General features: G+C 43.3%; 17 protein-coding genes. 12 read left to right on the top strand and 5 right to left on the bottom strand.

The genetic code is table 11. The annotated features are described in order from the left end of the window. Positions 1–6: 6 nt before the first annotated feature. The 7 genes from dtd to ACOMA8_RS07515 all read left to right on the top strand — a co-directional run bounded on the left by dtd (position 7) and on the right by ACOMA8_RS07515 (position 6,428). Positions 7–459 carry a D-aminoacyl-tRNA deacylase gene (dtd, locus tag ACOMA8_RS07485; protein WP_161899019.1) on the top strand — a complete coding sequence of 151 codons (453 nt, stop codon included), beginning with the start codon at positions 7–9 and terminating at the stop codon, positions 457–459. Between the two features lie 314 nt (positions 460–773). After that, entirely contained in the window at positions 774–1,289 is a 516-nt protein-coding gene (locus ACOMA8_RS07490) for a hypothetical protein (protein ID WP_421369737.1), read from the top strand. Between the two features lie 204 nt (positions 1,290–1,493). Next, positions 1,494–1,985 (top strand): PH domain-containing protein, encoded by a 492-nt coding sequence (locus ACOMA8_RS07495; protein WP_161899017.1) that lies wholly within the window; start codon positions 1,494–1,496, stop codon positions 1,983–1,985. Next, positions 1,978–3,537, top strand: a complete 1,560-nt coding sequence (locus tag ACOMA8_RS07500) for a PH domain-containing protein (RefSeq protein ID WP_421369739.1) — start codon at positions 1,978–1,980, stop codon at positions 3,535–3,537. The genes ACOMA8_RS07495 and ACOMA8_RS07500 overlap by 8 nt, the downstream gene beginning before the upstream one ends. A gap of 230 nt (positions 3,538–3,767) precedes the next feature. Continuing rightward, positions 3,768–4,298 carry a methylated-DNA--[protein]-cysteine S-methyltransferase gene (locus ACOMA8_RS07505; protein WP_421369741.1) on the top strand — a complete coding sequence of 177 codons (531 nt, stop codon included), beginning with the start codon at positions 3,768–3,770 and terminating at the stop codon, positions 4,296–4,298. A gap of 108 nt (positions 4,299–4,406) precedes the next feature. Then, a complete protein-coding gene (locus tag ACOMA8_RS07510; RefSeq protein ID WP_421369743.1) occupies positions 4,407–6,056 on the top strand; it encodes a phosphoenolpyruvate carboxykinase (ATP) in 1,650 nt (549 codons plus the stop codon). Between the two features lie 150 nt (positions 6,057–6,206). Continuing rightward, on the top strand, positions 6,207–6,428 hold the full coding sequence (locus tag ACOMA8_RS07515; RefSeq protein WP_161899013.1) for a hypothetical protein: 222 nt from the start codon (positions 6,207–6,209) through the stop codon (positions 6,426–6,428). Positions 6,429–6,804: 376 nt separating this feature from the next. On the opposite strand, the gene ACOMA8_RS07520 is transcribed toward ACOMA8_RS07515, so the two are convergent. Together ACOMA8_RS07520 and ACOMA8_RS07525 are read right to left on the bottom strand one after the other, a co-directional pair. Beyond that, entirely contained in the window at positions 6,805–7,167 is a 363-nt protein-coding gene (locus ACOMA8_RS07520; protein ID WP_421369744.1) for a rhodanese-like domain-containing protein, read from the bottom strand. Between the two features lie 3 nt (positions 7,168–7,170). Beyond that, a complete protein-coding gene (locus tag ACOMA8_RS07525) occupies positions 7,171–7,692 on the bottom strand; it encodes a MarR family winged helix-turn-helix transcriptional regulator (RefSeq protein WP_161899008.1) in 522 nt (173 codons plus the stop codon). A gap of 466 nt (positions 7,693–8,158) precedes the next feature. Between ACOMA8_RS07525 and sapR the strand changes: the two genes are divergently transcribed. Together sapR and sapS are read left to right on the top strand one after the other, a co-directional pair. Further along, positions 8,159–8,833 carry a two-component system response regulator SapR gene (gene sapR, locus ACOMA8_RS07530; protein WP_161899007.1) on the top strand — a complete coding sequence of 225 codons (675 nt, stop codon included), beginning with the start codon at positions 8,159–8,161 and terminating at the stop codon, positions 8,831–8,833. 25 nt (positions 8,834–8,858) lie between these two features. Further along, positions 8,859–9,884 carry a two-component system sensor histidine kinase SapS gene (gene sapS / locus ACOMA8_RS07535; protein ID WP_161899006.1) on the top strand — a complete coding sequence of 342 codons (1,026 nt, stop codon included), beginning with the start codon at positions 8,859–8,861 and terminating at the stop codon, positions 9,882–9,884. A 330-nt stretch (positions 9,885–10,214) separates the two neighbouring features. Here the strand turns inward: sapS and ACOMA8_RS07540 are convergent, their stop codons facing one another. Further along, positions 10,215–10,772 carry a histidine phosphatase family protein gene (locus ACOMA8_RS07540; RefSeq protein ID WP_161899005.1) on the bottom strand — a complete coding sequence of 186 codons (558 nt, stop codon included), beginning with the start codon at positions 10,770–10,772 and terminating at the stop codon, positions 10,215–10,217. Between the two features lie 611 nt (positions 10,773–11,383). Between ACOMA8_RS07540 and ACOMA8_RS07545 the strand changes: the two genes are divergently transcribed. After that, positions 11,384–12,256, top strand: a complete 873-nt coding sequence (locus ACOMA8_RS07545) for a GRP family sugar transporter (protein ID WP_421369748.1) — start codon at positions 11,384–11,386, stop codon at positions 12,254–12,256. A 50-nt stretch (positions 12,257–12,306) separates the two neighbouring features. After that, positions 12,307–13,683 (top strand): amino acid permease, encoded by a 1,377-nt coding sequence (locus ACOMA8_RS07550; protein WP_161899003.1) that lies wholly within the window; start codon positions 12,307–12,309, stop codon positions 13,681–13,683. A gap of 59 nt (positions 13,684–13,742) precedes the next feature. Here ACOMA8_RS07550 and ACOMA8_RS07555 read toward each other — a convergent pair whose 3' ends face one another. Further along, on the bottom strand, positions 13,743–14,339 hold the full coding sequence (locus ACOMA8_RS07555; RefSeq protein WP_421369750.1) for a helix-turn-helix transcriptional regulator: 597 nt from the start codon (positions 14,337–14,339) through the stop codon (positions 13,743–13,745). A 249-nt stretch (positions 14,340–14,588) separates the two neighbouring features. Further along, positions 14,589–15,374 carry an ABC transporter ATP-binding protein gene (locus tag ACOMA8_RS07560; protein WP_421369752.1) on the bottom strand — a complete coding sequence of 262 codons (786 nt, stop codon included), beginning with the start codon at positions 15,372–15,374 and terminating at the stop codon, positions 14,589–14,591. 365 nt (positions 15,375–15,739) lie between these two features. Here ACOMA8_RS07560 and ACOMA8_RS07565 point away from each other — a divergent pair, with 365 nt between their 5' ends. Further along, on the top strand, positions 15,740–16,222 hold the full coding sequence (locus tag ACOMA8_RS07565; RefSeq protein ID WP_421369754.1) for a DUF2798 domain-containing protein: 483 nt from the start codon (positions 15,740–15,742) through the stop codon (positions 16,220–16,222). Position 16,223 lies beyond the last annotated feature (1 nt).

Below are 16,223 nucleotides of genomic sequence, written 5' to 3' on the forward strand. Positions count from 1 at the left end.
AAAAAGATGCGGGCAGTTTTGCAACGCGTTTCCGAAGCGGCTGTCAAAATTGACGGTGTGACAGTCGGGGAGATTGGTAACGGCTTTATGGTCCTGTTAGGAATCCATGAAGAAGATAGCTTAGAAGACGTAGAGTACCTGGTGCGTAAGATTAGCATGATGCGCGTCTTTGAAGATGAGGCGGGTAAGATGAATTGCTCTTTACAGGATTTGCCAGCGGGTGGTCAGATTTTGAGTATTTCGCAGTTTACGCTGGTTGCTGATACCAAAAAAGGCAACCGGCCCAGCTTCATCAAAGCCGCTCGTCCACAGCAAGCAATTCCACTATATGATGCCTTTAATCAAGGGTTACGCGAGGCAGGTCTCAAGGTTGCTACCGGAGAATTCGGAGCGGATATGCAGGTTTCTTTGATAAATGACGGCCCGGTTACGATTCTTTTGGATACGCGGGACAAGTGAAGACAGAGAGCTGGCAATCTACAAAACTTTTGCTTAGACAAATGAGGCGGAAAAACTTTCTGCCTAAATAAAAAATGACTTCTTATCCAGCTGGTGCAGTTGGATAAGAAGTTTTTTATGTAACACTTGAAATGAATGCGTTTTCTATTTGCGGCGTGGTATGATAAATGAAAGGAAAGTTTGCAATCAAATTCGGTTGTATACAGGGTGAACTGCCACTTCATAAAAAATAGGTTGGTTCTATGAAGTGAAACTCAGGTGCCCATTGATAGGGTGTTAGAAATTCAGCGACATCATAATAAGGAGGCGGAAAAATGACAAAGGAAAGCAAAAATCTGGTAGATCTTATTTCTCAAGCCGGGGGTATGGGAATGGATTATCTTCTGGAAAACAAGTCAAAGCAAGGGGATATCAGGTATAGCGGGTTAGCACTTTGCGATGTTTTGCTGGGAGCGATGGCGGTGTTCTTGCCTACATTTATCACCACTAAAGGAGCAGGGGCTGCGAAACCTGCCATTGGACTGTATACGGTACTACCGGAAAATGTGGATCTGATGGGGAGCAACCTCTTTTTTGGCGCCTTTTTAATCATTCACATTGGTCTTTTTCTACATCATTTTCGCAGGAATCGTCAGAGATTGGCGCTTCATTTGAATGCCTTGGCTATCGTGGGGTTGTTGCTAGTTATGTTGGTACCAGCTATTCATGTGATTAGCGGACTATTGCTTGTGGGAAATGCTGTCAGCTGTGTTTATTGCGGGTATCGGTTAAAAAAGCTGGCACAAGAAAAGTATCGTAAAGAAATCAACGTTCACCGAGAGCTCTCGTAAAAAAAGCCTAGTGCCAGCTGAAAAGCAGCAGTTTGTCGGAAGAGCCGGCAATGCTGTTTTTTTTGTTTATCGGCAGCTCCGTGATTTGAGACTAAAATATCCTGGGATGTCAGCTTGACTGAGTTATAGGCAGGTTATAAGATACAAGCAGAGTCTTGTGATGGAGTGTTTTATTATTAAAGTTAAAGTTGGGAGTTTTGTAAAATGGCCTACCCTTTATTACCCAAGCAAATGCCGGAGCGTATCAAAAAAGTCTGGCAAAAGAGCAACCTGTTGTCTTTGATTATTTTTTTAGCAATTGGCAGCGTCGTAGCTACAATCTTAAAGCTTAACCACCTACTAAAAGAAGTCTGGCTTTGGCTGGCAGTCGGCTATTTTGTACTGGTGGTAGTCATTTTTGTCATCAGCCAGCTGTTGATTCCCTACCGTTATAAATTTCATCGATATGAAATCACGCCAGAAGATCTCGCCTTTCAAAAGGGCTATATTTTCCGCAGTATTACTTATGTACCTATCAATCGTATCCAGCATGTCGAGACCGAGCAGGGGCCTTTCTTAAGGAAAGAAAATCTGATGGAAATTATCATCCATACCGCAGCTACCGACCATCATTTGGCAGGTTTGGACGTGGAAGAGGCGATGACATTGCGCAAACAGATTATTGATATGGTAAAGGTGGCGAAAGAAGATGTCTGAAAAACGTCATTTTCATCCGTTAGCTATTGTTATTTCACTGTTTGAAAGTATCAAAAGTATGTTCTTTATATTTCTGATTATTATTTTTCGCAGTGGTTTGGACCATTGGTATGGGTGGGGCGCGTGTGGCGGACTGTTGTTGATTCTGCTGGGCTTTGCGCTAGTCCGCTATTTTTTCGAGTACTATGAGATTTCGCCGGAAAAGGTAGTGATTTACAAAGGAATTTTTCGTAAGTCGGAAACCGACATCCCCTACGAACGAATACAGACCATCAAGCAACGGCAGTGGTTCTTTTTTCAGCCGTTTCAAGTGACTCAAGTTCTAATTGAAACGGCGGGTGGCTCATCAGAAAAAGCGGAGGCCTCGTTGCCGGCAGTTTCTGAAGAAGTCTTGCAGCTAATCGAAAATTTCCGCAGAAGGGAACAATTAACGGCGACAGACACTTGCTTAGAGCCACTTACGGAGACAATAAATGATTTGGAAGATTCCAGAGAGGAGGAGCTGACAGTCGGATTGTCTGCTGAGACAAGTTCTTCAACAAGTGAGCTGCCGCTAAAATCAATAGGAAATCCTTCTAAAGCACCGGAATACATTTACACCATTACCAATCAGCAGATTTTTTTGTTTGGTATCACAGATATCAGCGTACTAGCGGCAGCTTTTGCCCTGCTGGCTTTTGTGCAGGAGTTTATTCCTGAAGAATGGTTGGACAAAGCCGCAGACGCCTCGGTGAACCTTATACAAGCGGGCTGGATCATAGCTTTGGCTTTAACGCTAGTGGTATTGCTAGTGATTATCGTAATCTCGCTAGTGAAAAATTTCATGCAGTATTACAATTTCAAAGTTAGCCGCAACGGCAACACCTTGACTATCGAAAGCGGCCTTTTGGAAAGACGTGTGCAAAAGATCCCTCTGGAAAAACTACAAGGAATTCGGATCAAACAGCAATTGCTGCGGCGAATTTTGCGGCTTTCCTCGGTCGAGTTGATCTTAGCCGGGGGACAGGAAAAAGAAGGGGAGTCTGGCAGCAAAGACCTGTACTTTTTGCCCATTGTCAGTGATCGAGAACTGTATAGGGTTTTGGACTTTTTACTTCCGGAATGGGATTTTGATGAACCGCAAATTCGGTTTGTCTCCCGAGGCAAGCTGTGGTATTTCTGGCGTTGGCTTCTTTTGATAGGAAGCATCGGCAGTATCGCAGGCTTTCTAATTCATCCAATTGCCGGGGGAATCTGGACACTGTTGATTTTATTGGTGCTGCTAGGAAGAGCCCTCGATTGCCGCTTTCAAGGCTATCAAATCCAATCTGCCCATCGTATCTGTTTCCAGAATTTTGCCTTTATCACTAAGACACTGACCTTTGTCGAGCGGCCAAAGATTCAAGCTTTCACAGAAAAGAGCAGTATCTGGCTTTATAAAAAGCAAATTGGCCATGTCGTGATAGATGTTAAAGAGGGAACGACGGACTTGAGTTTAAGTCTGCAATTTATCGATTACCCCGCGGTGACAGATATTAAACAGTTTTTCAAGCAAAAGTCCTCTATCGGCTAGTTTTCTTTCTGCTGGCCAGCTATTCGCTATCAAAAAAACGACCGGAAGTTACTTGTTATTGCGAGTGCTTTCGGTCCTTTTTTAGAAAAATGCTATCTGTTAAATCAGCCTATCTTAAGCAGGTTTCGGGAAAACAGGCTGTGGGAAGGCTACTATAAGATTCTGGCGGATTTTTTTATAAACTGAGGTTCATCGTATATAATAAAGCCAAACTATGAGGGGGATGCCACATGGAAAAAGTATTGGTTTATCGCAGTGTTTATTTGCCCAATCTGGATTTAACGGTACAAGTAGGGGCTACAAAAACGGGTGTCGCTTATATCAGTACACCTAGCGAAGGTGAGTTGCAGCGTTTTTTTAAAGGATACGAGATTCAAAAAGAGCCAGAAGCTACTGAAGAAAAGTTGATCAGTGAACGGCTGTCGGAAGCAGAAAAGCAGCTATTGGCATATGATCAGGGAACATTGCGAGAGTTTGAGCTACCGCTGCACTTTGTCGGGACGGCATTTCAACAAGAGGTTTGGCACGCACTGAAGCAGCAGCCCTATGGTACTTTGACGACTTACAGCGAGTTGGCTGAGCAAATCAACCATCCACAAGCCATCCGTGCAGTGGCGAATGCGGTGGGGCGCAACCCGCTTTTAGTGGTAGTTCCTTGCCATCGAGTCATTGGGAAAAATGGTCGGTTGACAGGGTTTCGCAGCGGACTTTCAGTTAAACGTTCGTTATTGATTAGAGAAGGGATATCGGAATTCAGATAATCAAATCAAAGGACTAAAATCATAGGACATAAAACCGCAGTTGTATTATAATGATATTGTTAGATTGTAAACGCTGTACATTTAATAATCGATTGGAGGAATCATTATATGGCAACTGTCGGCAGGTATTCCCATGGAGATATTACTCCAGAAAACAAGCTTTTTTCCAGTTTTAAAACCCTGGTTGAGTCTGCTTTTTATGGCAACAATGTCGAGGCAATCGTTGATCTGGCTCAGGCTTACGAATTGGCTAAAGCAGCACCGGGAGCTGTGATTACAGATATGCCGGTGATCCATACCGCGGATTTAGGACTTCCCGATGACGCGAAAGTCATCGTATTCAATGATGGTAAAGTGACCGGTCGGACTGCTGCTGCCCGTCGTGTGGTTGGTCAACCGGGTATTGACAAGGCGCTTTATGAAGGTGTCTTACGTGACGCCCTGCATCAAAGTACCCACAAGAAATTTTATTGCGGCGAAGTTGTTGTAGGATTGGATAAAGACTTTATGGTAAAGGCACACTTGTTGCTGCCAGTGAATTATGAGACGAATTTCTATTCTTATTTGTTAAATTTCCAGATTGCTACCAATGAGTGGTTGTTTGAATACCAAGATTCTAAAGCTTATCCGGAAAATGATATTTACCTCTATGCTGATCCCGATTGGAGACACCCAGATTATCCCCACGGCTTAGCGCTATTTGATCCCGAACACAATGTGGCAGCAGTACTGGGGTTAAATTACTTTGGCGAGTTGAAGAAAGCGACGCTGACACTGGCCTGGGCAACTGCACATCGCAACGGCTATGTGGCCTGCCACGGGGGGATGAAGCAATACCAATTGCCAGACAAGAAGTTTACCATGGCGGCATTTGGTCTTTCCGGTTCCGGTAAGTCAACCATTACACTGGCTAAGCACGGGGATAAATACGAAGTCAAAGTGCTTCATGATGATGCCTTTGTTATCAACAAAGCAGACGGCTCTACAACTGCGCTGGAACCAGCTTATTTTGATAAAACCCAGGATTACCCGCTGGATGATCCGGCAGTGGACTATTTCATCACTTGTCAAAATGTGGGGGTTACTTTGGATGACAGCGGCAAAAAAGTCATCGTCACCCAGGATATCCGTAACGGCAATGGTCGGACTGTAAAATCTCGTTATGTGACACCAAATCGGGTGGATCATCTGCGTTCGGCCATTGATGCCATCTTTTGGATTATGAAAGACGATAGCCTGCCGCCGGTGGTGAAAATTGATGATCCCGTGTTAGCAGCAGTCTTCGGCTTAACCTTGGCAACGAAACGGACCACTGCTGAAAATGTCGTGGGCAATGTGGATATGGATAAATTGGTCATTGAACCTTATGCTAATCCGTTCCGGGTTTATCCGTTGGGACAAGATTTCGCTGATTTCAAAGACCTATTTGAAAAAAATCACACCGCCTGCTACATCCTGAATACCGGTTTTTACAAAGGTAAAAAAGTCAAACCAGCCGATACGTTAGGTTCTATTGAAAAAATCGTGGAAAGCCAAGCGAAATTCGTACCTTTTGGATCAATGGAGGGCATGAGTTATCTTGCAATAGAGGGCTTTGAGGTGGATTTTGATGATGCTAAGTACGTTGCGGCACTGCGGACGCGGATGCAAAGTCGTTTGGACTTTATCTTGGCACAAAAAACGGAAAATGACGGATACAATACATTACCAGACGAAGCTGCGGAATTGATGCAGAAGGTCATTAACGAACTGGCCTGACTCTACAAAAAAATCGTCGGATATTAGCAAATCTTTCGCTTTATCCGAACAAACATGATACCCTTATCATAGTCAAGCTGTTGGGATTCGTATCCTCTAAATGATGCGAACAGGAAGTCTCAACAATGGCAATAAAGGAGGTTCTTTAGCATGGCAGACGAACAAGACAAGAAGAAATTGGAAGAGTTGGCCGAAGAAGCGAAGAAAGAGGACACCTTCGAAAAACTCGACGAAATGGAAAAAGAGCTGAACTTGGACGACGAGCCCGGACACGAAGACACTTCTAAAGAGAAGGAAACCATCTTGGAAAAAGTCATCGAAGAAGCGCCGGCTGTAGGAATCCAGCAGCAAAACCAGATCGATCACTTTTGATTTCAGATGAAACAGACTGCACCCGACGTTTATCGTCGCGTGCAGTTTTTGCTTTTTCAGACTTTGCAAATAGCAATATGTCCACTTCTGAAAATTGGAAAGAATTTTTGTGACTACACTGAGGCTAGACTGAAGCTGAGGTACAGGCCGATTCTTATTATTGAATATAGGAGGGATTTTATTCTGTGGAGGAAAGAAGGTGGAAAATATTGTTGGATCTAATCTTACATTTAAAGTTTTTAACAAGTAAAAGCCAAGTAACTTCCAATAAAAGACTGTGGAAGCTGCTTGGCTTTTGATACTGTTTGCTTTAGAGGCTGATGACTGGAGGAGCATCATAACCTCTTCATATAGATACGTGGTGATTTTTTTAGTTTTACAGAGTTTCAATTGGCAAGTTCATGCCTTTCCAGCCTTCGAGGGCACCGGCTAGTTCGTAAGCTTCAAAATCGTTTGATAATAAAATCAGTAACGCTGTCTTGCCTAAGGTTGTGCCGCCAGTCCAATCATAGACGACATAAGTTTTGCTTTTGTCTAATTCAGCTAAGTGGTTGGCCAAATCTTTTGCAGGCATAGCAACAGCATTTTTTATCTGATCTTTTTTAACTTGCGCCGGGGCATTTCGAACATCCAAAACTACATAAGGGGAATCGGTCTTTTCAAGATTTTCCAAGACAGTGAAGTGATCGATGTATAAGCTCAGATAGGTTTCAAGTAGTTCAATTTTTTTAGTTTGCATGCTTTATTGCTCCATTTCTAAGGTATATTTTTCGGTACTTTGTTTGATTTTTCCGAGTAGATAGGAAAATTGCGCTCTCTCCTCAGCAGTCAAATCACCAAGTAAAAGATGAACCGTTTGGAAATTCTTTGGTAAAAAAGCTTCCAAGACGGCCATACCTGCGTCGGTTAGCTGTACAGGCACCGATCGCTTGTCAGAGGGTGAGCTGTTTTTGATGATCCAGCCTTTGTGGGTCATGGCAGTTAATAACTTGCTGACGGTAGCACGGGTGGCGCCTAATTTTTCAGAAATAACCGAGGGCAACAATTCATAATTAGGTGCATTCTTCAAAAACATCAGGATAATAAATCTCGATTCACTCAGATCATTTTTATCTAGCACGCTATCGTAGACCTTTTGCATATTGCGGTAGGTCCACTGAAAATCAATAAATAATTCTGATATTGTTGAATCCATCTCTGAAACGTCATTCATTACTTGGATTCGCTGATTGCTGGGGCGGTCAACAAAAGTAAATTTTTCCATAGGCAAACTCTTTTCTGTTTATGGTTAGCCGGCTAACTACTTGTGCAGTATCCCATGTTGCGACGAAGAAGTCAACTATCATGAACTTGTAGTGGCACTCTTTTTACTTTCGGCAATGTTGTCTTCAACTGCAAGAGGAGAACCAATGGAAGCTTTTTTTGCTGATCTTCGTTGTTTGGCGGGAGCGGTTTTTTTTGGTACTCTTAGTGTGGTGAGACTGAGGCTTTCGCAGCTATTTTCGGAGGAAAAGGAGCGTAGCCGTCATAGATGAGTCATTCACAGTGATGAGGACATGTTTTTTTGAGAATGGTCAAAGCAATTGGTGCTGGTGATTTAGAAAGTGTACCTTATGCAGGGGAAGAATCAGACCAAAGCAGGATGTTTTTTTAGGAAATGTCCGTTAAATTAGAGCAGAGAGTCAGTTGCAAGGATTGCAGCTGTAAAGAAAATGAAGGAGGAAGCGGCAATGGCAAAAATCATGGTGGTGGAAGACGAGGGGGTCATCCGCCAATTAATCATGGAGGAATTGAAGAAATGGCAGTTTGAAGTTTTTGGGACTACCGATTTCAATCAGGTTTTTGACGATTTTCAGGAGCAAGAGCCACAGTTGGTACTTTTGGACATCAATTTGCCGGTATTTGACGGCTATTACTGGTGTCAAAAAATTCGAGAAGTGTCACAGGTGCCGATTATCTTCATCTCAAGCCGCAACACCAATATGGACATGATTATGGCTATGAATATGGGGGCAGATGATTTTGTCACCAAGCCTTTTGAAATCGATGTGCTGATTGCTAAAATTAACGCCCTATTGCGACGTTCGTACAACTACTCCAGTGGTACAACCGAAACTCTGAATCACAACGGCCTGACCTTAAATGTGGACAATAGCACAGCCGAAGTCAATGGTGAAATCATTGATTTGTCGAAAAATGAGTATCGTTTGTTGTATATCCTTTTGAAAAATCGTGGCAAAATCTTGTCGCGGGAAAAACTCTTGCGGGCGTTGTGGGATGATGAACGTTTCGTAGATGACAACACACTAACCGTTAATATCAATCGGCTGCGGCGCAAAATCGAGCAGGCGGGTCTGACGGGGTATATCGAAACGAAGGTGGGACAAGGCTACATTGTTCCCTGAATGAAAATAAAAGGCGGGGGTAAAGATGTCCTTTTGGCGCTATCTGAAAGATCGAAAACTGGTGCTGGTGGGTTGGGTAGTATTTGTTCTACTGACCGCTTTTGTGCTGTGGCTATCTCCTGGGATTGGGCTGGATTGGGGAACAGTCGGTTATCTGGCTTTGATGGAAGGCGTCCTATTAGTCATCATGTTGGTGTACAATTATTTTTCTAAGCGCATCTGGTGGCAGAAGTTGGAGCTGAAAGCCGATCAGAGCGCGATGCAAAATTACCTCACTGGTGCTCGCAGCGACGAAGAAGAACTGCAACAGACGTTTATCAACCAAGTTATTCGCGAGCATCAAAGCATGATGCAAGAAATCGTGGCAGGACAAGAGGAACAAAAAGATTACATCGATTCCTGGGTTCACGAGATCAAAGTACCGTTAGCGGCTTCTCAACTGCTACTGCGCTCGATGGAATTTGATATTCCCGATGACAAGTACATGATGCTAGAAAATGAATTGGGGAAGATTGATGGCTATGTGGAGCAGGTATTGTATTATTCGCGTTTGGACAACTTCTCCAAGGATTATCTGATTCGCGACACATCGCTGAAAGAAGTGATTTTGCCAATTATTCGCAGCAATGCCAATTATTTCATCCAGCGAAATATTCGGTATGAAGTAGTGGGAGAAGATCAAAATGTCCTTACTGATGGCAAGTGGCTGGGGTTTATTTTGCAACAATTGCTGAGTAATGCCATCAAGTATACGCCGGAAAATGGCAAGGTCACTATCACTATCGAAAAGAAAGTCAAAGGAGTGGCCCTGACTATCGCTGATACTGGAATCGGAATTCCTGCAGAAGACTTGCGAAGAATCTTCGACAAGGGCTTTACCGGTCAGAATGGACGCTATTCTGAGATGCATTCCACCGGGTTAGGCTTGTATCTAGCTCGCAACTTGGCCCACCAACTAGGGCTACAGTTGACCGCTAAATCAGCTACGGGTGTAGGTACCCAAATGCAGCTGTATTTTCCGTACCTGGCTTATTACCAAGATAAAAAGTAAATCTTATTTTATGGAATATCAGACTTCTGCAAAGCTTTCGAGGGATGCAGAAATGTATTTCGATATCAACAGTCAATAAAAAACAGGTCAGATATGACCTGTTTTTTTATTGCTGAATCATATTTTTTAAGCATTTTAGAATGTTCATCCGACAGAAGCTTTCGACTGCTGATAGTCTGTATGTGAGTAATTATAAGTTAAGAAAGTTGTGTTCTTACAAAGTGCTCAAGAAGAGTCCAATTCAACAAATCTTAAAGTGATCCGAGATTACTTATAACACTCGCAAAATAAGCTATACCTATTTTGATTCCTTTCTTGATATTTCAGCTGTCAGAATGGCCTCTCAATATGTTCGAATTTTGTAAGAGAATCAAATTTATATTCTGCACAATAAATATCAGGCATCTTCATTTTGTTAAATTCTGCTAAACCAAATTTACCGTCTAATAGTTCATTAAATAGAGCAGATAATGCTGTGCCATGTCCACTGATAATAATGTTCGCTTCATTTTTTTTGATGATTTCATTGTAAATCGGCAGAATGCGTTGTTGTACCTCATTTAAAGACTCGCCATTAGCTAGTTTAAAATTAAAGTCATTCCACTGATTAGTAGAAAACTCTGAAAAATTGTCGCACCATTTACCAACAGCTCTTTCTCTGAGATCATCTTCGATAATGACCGTTTTCCCTAACCATTCTGCAGTGGGTTCTATGGTCTGTACGGCTCTGAGATAAGGACTACTATAGATATTCGAAATTTTTTTATCCGCAAAAAATGGTTGTAGACGTCTTGCTAACATAAGCCCCTCACTGGTTAATGGAGCTAGTCGCTCTTCACGATTAGTAAAGTCTCTTATTGAGTGACGAACAAAATAGACACTTTTCATAACATTTTTCTCCTCCAATTGTAACCATAATACTTCTTTAATACTTGCTCGGGATTTTTAGTGAATCTATCTGCTGCTTTCGGAAAATCATCTTATTCCGGATATATCTTGGTGGTCACAAGTTGCAATTCAAAAAATTCTAACCCTATCAATTCACACCGTGAGCTGGGCTAGTTTCAAGCTCTAGAACTACCTTACTTCGATTCACTCGAATATCCACGCGTACAAATAGTATATCATGGACAAGTGATAACGCTATCCTTACCTATCGAATAGAACTTAGACCAAAATGACATGCACCTAACAGCTAATAGCACATGGCAAAGGTACATAGTCATCGAGAAAATGGGACTTACAACTAGCTAAAGAAAGCTTTCGAGGGACGCAGAAGTCTTTTTTTATCTATTTAGCCAATACGGGGTGCTAAGACACACGTAAGCTTCCTCCAAATAGGACAGCCCTTCATTTACATGAAAAGTTTTTGATGTTTCTGAAAGAAGTTGAAAGTTTTTCTTGAGAGGAAGACGGTTTCACTGGTAGACTAGCGAAGTGCCGTTTTTGCTGCACAGTGATTAAAACGATTAGGATCGTAATAAAAGGAGAGTTTTGTTGTGGAATTATTGATAGCTTTAGTCCCAATGTTTGCTTGGGGCAGCACGGCGCTGGTTAGCGGCAAGATGGGCGGCTCACCGAACCAACAGACGCTGGGTATGACCATTGGGGCGTTTTTCTTTTCTATCGTGGTATTTTTTGTATTGCAGCCGACGATGACGTTAGCCACAGTTCTTTTTGGCTTTTTGTCGGGTGTTTTTTGGAGTATTGGGCAAAAAGGCCAGTTTCAGGGGATGCATCACATGGGCATCTCAGTGGCACTGCCGGTATCAACTGGAATGCAGTTGATTTTGAATACAATCGCCGGTGCTGTATTGTTCGGTGAGTGGCGTAAAAGCGGCGATTTTTTGTTGGGAGGACTTGCTTTGGCTCTCTTGATGATTGGTTCTTATTATACGTCACGCCAAGATCCTGATCGGGAAAAGTTATTGCCGGCGGGACAAAAAATGTTTGATTTCGGCAAAGGATTTCGGGCACTGCTGATCTCTACGCTGGGCTATGGCGCCTACACGATTATTTTGACTTGGGCTGACTTGGATCCAGCAGCGGTCATCTTGCCTCAAAGTGTGGGAATGGTAGCTGGGGCGTTCTTGTTTACTCTAGGGGATATTCGCTATGACCGCTACGTTTTAAAAAATAACGCAACTGGTTTATTGTGGGGACTGGGAAATGTCTGCATGCTGATGGGAATTCAATCATTAGGATTGGCAGTCAGCTTCTCTTTGTCACAGATGGGGATCATTATTTCCACTTTGGGAGGCATCTTCTTATTAGGGGAACGCAAGACGAAAAAAGAACTGGTTTATGTTGTTTTAGGTTGCCTTTTTGTCATCGGCGGTGGTATTCTTTTAGGATATATGAAGAGTATATAATTATTAAAAGAATGGCAGTATAAAAGCTGCTGGTGAGTAAGGGGAAGAATATGGATCTGTTTCGTAAAAAAACGTTTGATGTTGAAGAGCGCGGGGGAATGAAGCGGACGCTGACCCTGAAAGATCTGATTATGTTGGGGATCGGTGCGATTATTGGGACGGGGATTTTTGTAATCACTGGTCAGGCCACCGCTGTTTATGCCGGACCGGCGTTGTCGCTTTCTTTTGTGGTGGCCGCCTTTGTGGTGGTATTGTCAGGACTGTGCTTTGCTGAATTTGCTTCGCGGGTGCCGATATTGGGAGGCCCTTATTCCTATTTATATGTAGTCTTCGGGGAAGTCGTGGCTTGGTATGCCGGCTGGTTTTTGTTGTGTGAATTCATGCTGGCTGTTTCTTCCGTAGCTTCCGGCTGGTCAGGGTATCTTCAGGGATTTCTCAATAGTATTGGTATCCATCTGCCGACTGCTTTGACAGCAGGCTATGATCCGGCTCGCGGTACTTACATTGATTTGATTGCTGGCTTGGTGGTAATCTTTGTGACTGTCTGGGTCACCCAGGAAGCCAAAAAGGCGCTGCGCCTGAACAACGCGATGGTTTGGGTTAAATTTGGGATTATCGCATTGTTTATCCTAGTGGGAATCTTCTTTGTGAAGCCCAGCAACTGGCAACCTTTTATGCCTTTTGGTGCAAAGGGGGTCTTCGATGGTGCAGCGTTGGTATTTTTTGCCTTTTTGGGCTTTGATGCCGTAGCCATGGCTGCCGAGGAAGTCAAAAATCCGCAGCGAGATGTTCCCCGAGGAATCATCGGTTCAATCGCTATCGCTACCATCCTCTACATTGTCGTAACCTTAATTTTGTCGGGAATTGTGCCCTTCGACAAGCTAAATATCAGCGATCCGGTCGCATTTGCCATGCGTTATGTCGGACATAATTTCATTGGCTCAGTCATCGCCATTGGAGCGATTTTAACGCTGTTGACGGTGACCATCTCCATGATGTATTCTCTAGCGCGGTTACTTTACGCGATCAGTAAAGACGGACTTTTGCCGAAATTTATGCAAGAGATTGATCCAAAACATCGGACCCCCAAAAAAGCAACTTGGGTAGCCGGTGCCTTCGCCTTGTTTTTTGCGGCAGCTTTTCCGCTACAGATCTTAGCGGAACTAACCAATATCGTGGCACTATCTTACTTGGCGCTGATGGGACTAGGCTTGCTGAAGCTCCGTAAGCAAATGGGCCCTCCAAAAAAAGGGGAATTCAAAGTGCCATTGGTGCCCCTTTTGCCAATCTTATCAGTAGTCAGTTGTATCTTTTTAATGACTCGCCTGAAGCCGATAACCTGGCTGGTCTTTGGCATTACAGTAGTCATCGGCACCTTGATTTACGTCTTTTACGGCTACCGCAATAGTGAACTGAATAAAAAATAAAAAACACCTGCAAAAGCGGCCCTCTTTCTAAAAAGAGACGTCGCTTTTGCAGGTGTTTTTTATTGAATGCTGTGTTGTTTTCTTGAAGCCCCGGTGCATATGAACAGCAAGGCAAGAAGCTGTAAACTCCAACAAAGGATGCCACTGTAGGGCAGCAGGAAAATTGGTTCTAAAAAGCGCAGCAACAGGCCAACAATCAGTAAGGCTAAACCCAGCAATGTGCGTTGATTCAAACGACCCAACTGTCTCAATGTCCAACCCACCCAAAGACAATAGCTCAAGATACCAATTCTGGTAAATAAAAAGAGCAGTTGCCAAAGTTGTGTTTTCTGATCGGATGCGGTTAGTTGCAATAAAAGGAGTAAACTCAGCATGATCAAAAAAGGCAGCAGACCCACATATAGTTTTTTCTTGAGGTATTGCAGATCTTTTGCATCGGTTTTCATTTTTTCTATATAAGCTGTATCTTCTTTTAGCATCTGATCCAAAGAGAGCCCATAATACTCTGACAATGCGATCAATGTCGGAATGTCAGGATAGGTTTTATTGTTTTCCCAACTGGAGACCGCTTGTCGAGTGACGTTTAACTCAGTAGCAATGTCCTGCTGAGTTAGCCCGAGATCGACGCGACGTTTCCTGATAACTTCTGCTAACATAATGCACCTCCTGTTTTCAAAAATAGCAAAGTTCTACTGAAGAAACAAGCAGTCAATTGTTGCAATACCTAAAAACGGGGGCAATTGTTGCTTGCATCCTTGTCAAACCAGGCTTGCCCGCTTGCAGATGTGGGGTAAAGCGACAGCTACAAGTAAGCATTTCTGGTTTTTCGGTGAAGAAGCAAACAATTGTAGTATTTGCGACTACTTTGAACTTTGCCTGCTGTAGGAAACAGATAGCTAAAGTGCTTATAGGTCTCCAGGATAAACGATAAAACGTTCGTCACTGTAAGGGGCAATTTTAATTGGTTGTTCATAAAAGGCAGACAAGCATTCTGGTGTCATCAGCTGTTCTCTTGTTCCTTGCCGAAAAATTTCGCCATTTTTGAGCATCAGGACGTGACTGACAAAAGGAAGAATCTCTTCGGTGTGGTGAGTGACAAATAAAACAGTAGGGGCGACAGGCTGTTCTTTGATTTTTCGGATTCGTTGCAGCAGGTCTTCTCGGGCAAATAGATCTAGGCCGTTACAAGGCTCGTCTAAAATCAAGAGCTCCGGGTAGCCCATTAAAGCCCGGGCGATTAAGACGAGTTGCTTTTCTCCTTGGGATAAGACTTGATAAGGTTTTCCCAACAGATTTTCCGCTCCTAATGAGACCAACAGTTCCTTGGCGGCGGCTAATTCTTCCGGTTCGTAAGTACGCCAGATACCGATAGAAGCAAACTTACCGGAGAGGACGATCAGTTCTGCTGTATCCTGCTGATACAATTTATTTTGTAAGACATTGGAGACCCAACCGATGCGCTTGGTCAGGTCAGGGATATTTGCTTGTCCGAAGACTTCACCCAAGACCGTGAGCCGGCCGGATGTCGGCCATAAATTGCCGGCAATCATCTGTAGCATCAATGTTTTGCCGGCACCGTTTAGACCGAGAATTCCCCAGTCTTCTCCCTTAGTGATGTGCCAGTCGATTTCTTTGAGGAGCGGGTGGCCGCCTCTTGTTAATGAGATTTTTTCAAATGATAGCACCGTCATAATGAATTCCTCCTGTTAAATAGTGATAGCATCTTTACCTAGTCTTTAACTAAATAGTAGCAGACTTCCTCAGAAAACGGGAGCAGAGTTGACAAAATATTCAGACAATTGGTGGAGCTGACTGACTGTGAAATTTTTCTAAAAAAAACTTACGAAGCTGCCAAAAATCTGCTAAGGTGAATGAGAAAAGAATATCTGGAAAACGCAGTGAAGATGTACACAGCAGTGGAGGTCGTAACGAGTTACTCGCCGGCCACCGCTGCTTTTTTGCGTGAACGGGCAAAAAATTGGTTTCGTAATTGCCTAAAAGTCTCGTTTTACTCCTCAAGCTTTCATCTGACAGCTTTTCCAACAAAGGAGAAAAAATGCCCCATAACAAAAGAGAAAGTATCATTTATACAGTATTGATGTGTGCAGTGATGGTTCTATGGATGAGTTTTTACAATATCGCCTTGCAGGAGAAAGTGTGGTCATTATCAGTTTTGCAAAAGGCCTGGCTGGGTTTTCCGTTGGGATTTATGGTGGCTATGTGTTGTGACTGGTTCATCGTTTCCGGTCCGGCTAAAGCTGTTGCATTCAAATACTTGATTAAACCCTGGCACAGCAATCTAAAAAAGGTTGTAGCGGTGTCTACCTGCATGGTTCTGCCAATGGTCATTATCATGTCTTTGTACGGCGCGCTGGAAGCGGTGCTAGCCGGTAATAACTGGCAGGAATTACCGCCGATCTGGTTTGCCAATATCCCAAAAAATTTAGTGATGGCCTTGCCTTTTCAACTGCTGATTGCGGGGCCTGCTGTTCGTAAAGTCTTTCGGCGTGTTTTTCCGGTGGGAAAGGTATTGCCGTAAG

The organism is Enterococcus infantis (assembly GCF_049166715.1).
GTDB classification, from domain to species: Bacteria; Bacillota; Bacilli; order Lactobacillales; family Enterococcaceae; genus Enterococcus_C; species Enterococcus_C leclercqii.

Excerpts from the sequence above, each read along its gene's own strand:
- ACOMA8_RS07510 (WP_421369743.1), top strand. The coding sequence starts at position 4,407 with ATGGCAACTGTCGGCAGGTATTCCCATGGAGATATTACTCCAGAAAAC.
- ACOMA8_RS07520 (WP_421369744.1), bottom strand. The coding sequence starts at position 7,167 with ATGCAAACTAAAAAAATTGAACTACTTGAAACCTATCTGAGCTTATAC.
- ACOMA8_RS07525 (WP_161899008.1), bottom strand. The coding sequence starts at position 7,692 with ATGGAAAAATTTACTTTTGTTGACCGCCCCAGCAATCAGCGAATCCAA.
- ACOMA8_RS07505 (WP_421369741.1), top strand. The coding sequence starts at position 3,768 with ATGGAAAAAGTATTGGTTTATCGCAGTGTTTATTTGCCCAATCTGGAT.
- dtd (WP_161899019.1), top strand. The coding sequence starts at position 7 with ATGCGGGCAGTTTTGCAACGCGTTTCCGAAGCGGCTGTCAAAATTGAC.
- ACOMA8_RS07540 (WP_161899005.1), bottom strand. The coding sequence starts at position 10,772 with ATGAAAAGTGTCTATTTTGTTCGTCACTCAATAAGAGACTTTACTAAT.
- sapS (WP_161899006.1), top strand. The coding sequence starts at position 8,859 with ATGTCCTTTTGGCGCTATCTGAAAGATCGAAAACTGGTGCTGGTGGGT.
- sapR (WP_161899007.1), top strand. The coding sequence starts at position 8,159 with ATGGCAAAAATCATGGTGGTGGAAGACGAGGGGGTCATCCGCCAATTA.
- ACOMA8_RS07490 (WP_421369737.1), top strand. The coding sequence starts at position 774 with ATGACAAAGGAAAGCAAAAATCTGGTAGATCTTATTTCTCAAGCCGGG.
- ACOMA8_RS07565 (WP_421369754.1), top strand. The coding sequence starts at position 15,740 with ATGCCCCATAACAAAAGAGAAAGTATCATTTATACAGTATTGATGTGT.
- ACOMA8_RS07515 (WP_161899013.1), top strand. The coding sequence starts at position 6,207 with ATGGCAGACGAACAAGACAAGAAGAAATTGGAAGAGTTGGCCGAAGAA.
- ACOMA8_RS07555 (WP_421369750.1), bottom strand. The coding sequence starts at position 14,339 with ATGTTAGCAGAAGTTATCAGGAAACGTCGCGTCGATCTCGGGCTAACT.
- ACOMA8_RS07560 (WP_421369752.1), bottom strand. The coding sequence starts at position 15,374 with ATGACGGTGCTATCATTTGAAAAAATCTCATTAACAAGAGGCGGCCAC.
- ACOMA8_RS07550 (WP_161899003.1), top strand. The coding sequence starts at position 12,307 with ATGGATCTGTTTCGTAAAAAAACGTTTGATGTTGAAGAGCGCGGGGGA.
- ACOMA8_RS07500 (WP_421369739.1), top strand. The coding sequence starts at position 1,978 with ATGTCTGAAAAACGTCATTTTCATCCGTTAGCTATTGTTATTTCACTG.
- ACOMA8_RS07495 (WP_161899017.1), top strand. The coding sequence starts at position 1,494 with ATGGCCTACCCTTTATTACCCAAGCAAATGCCGGAGCGTATCAAAAAA.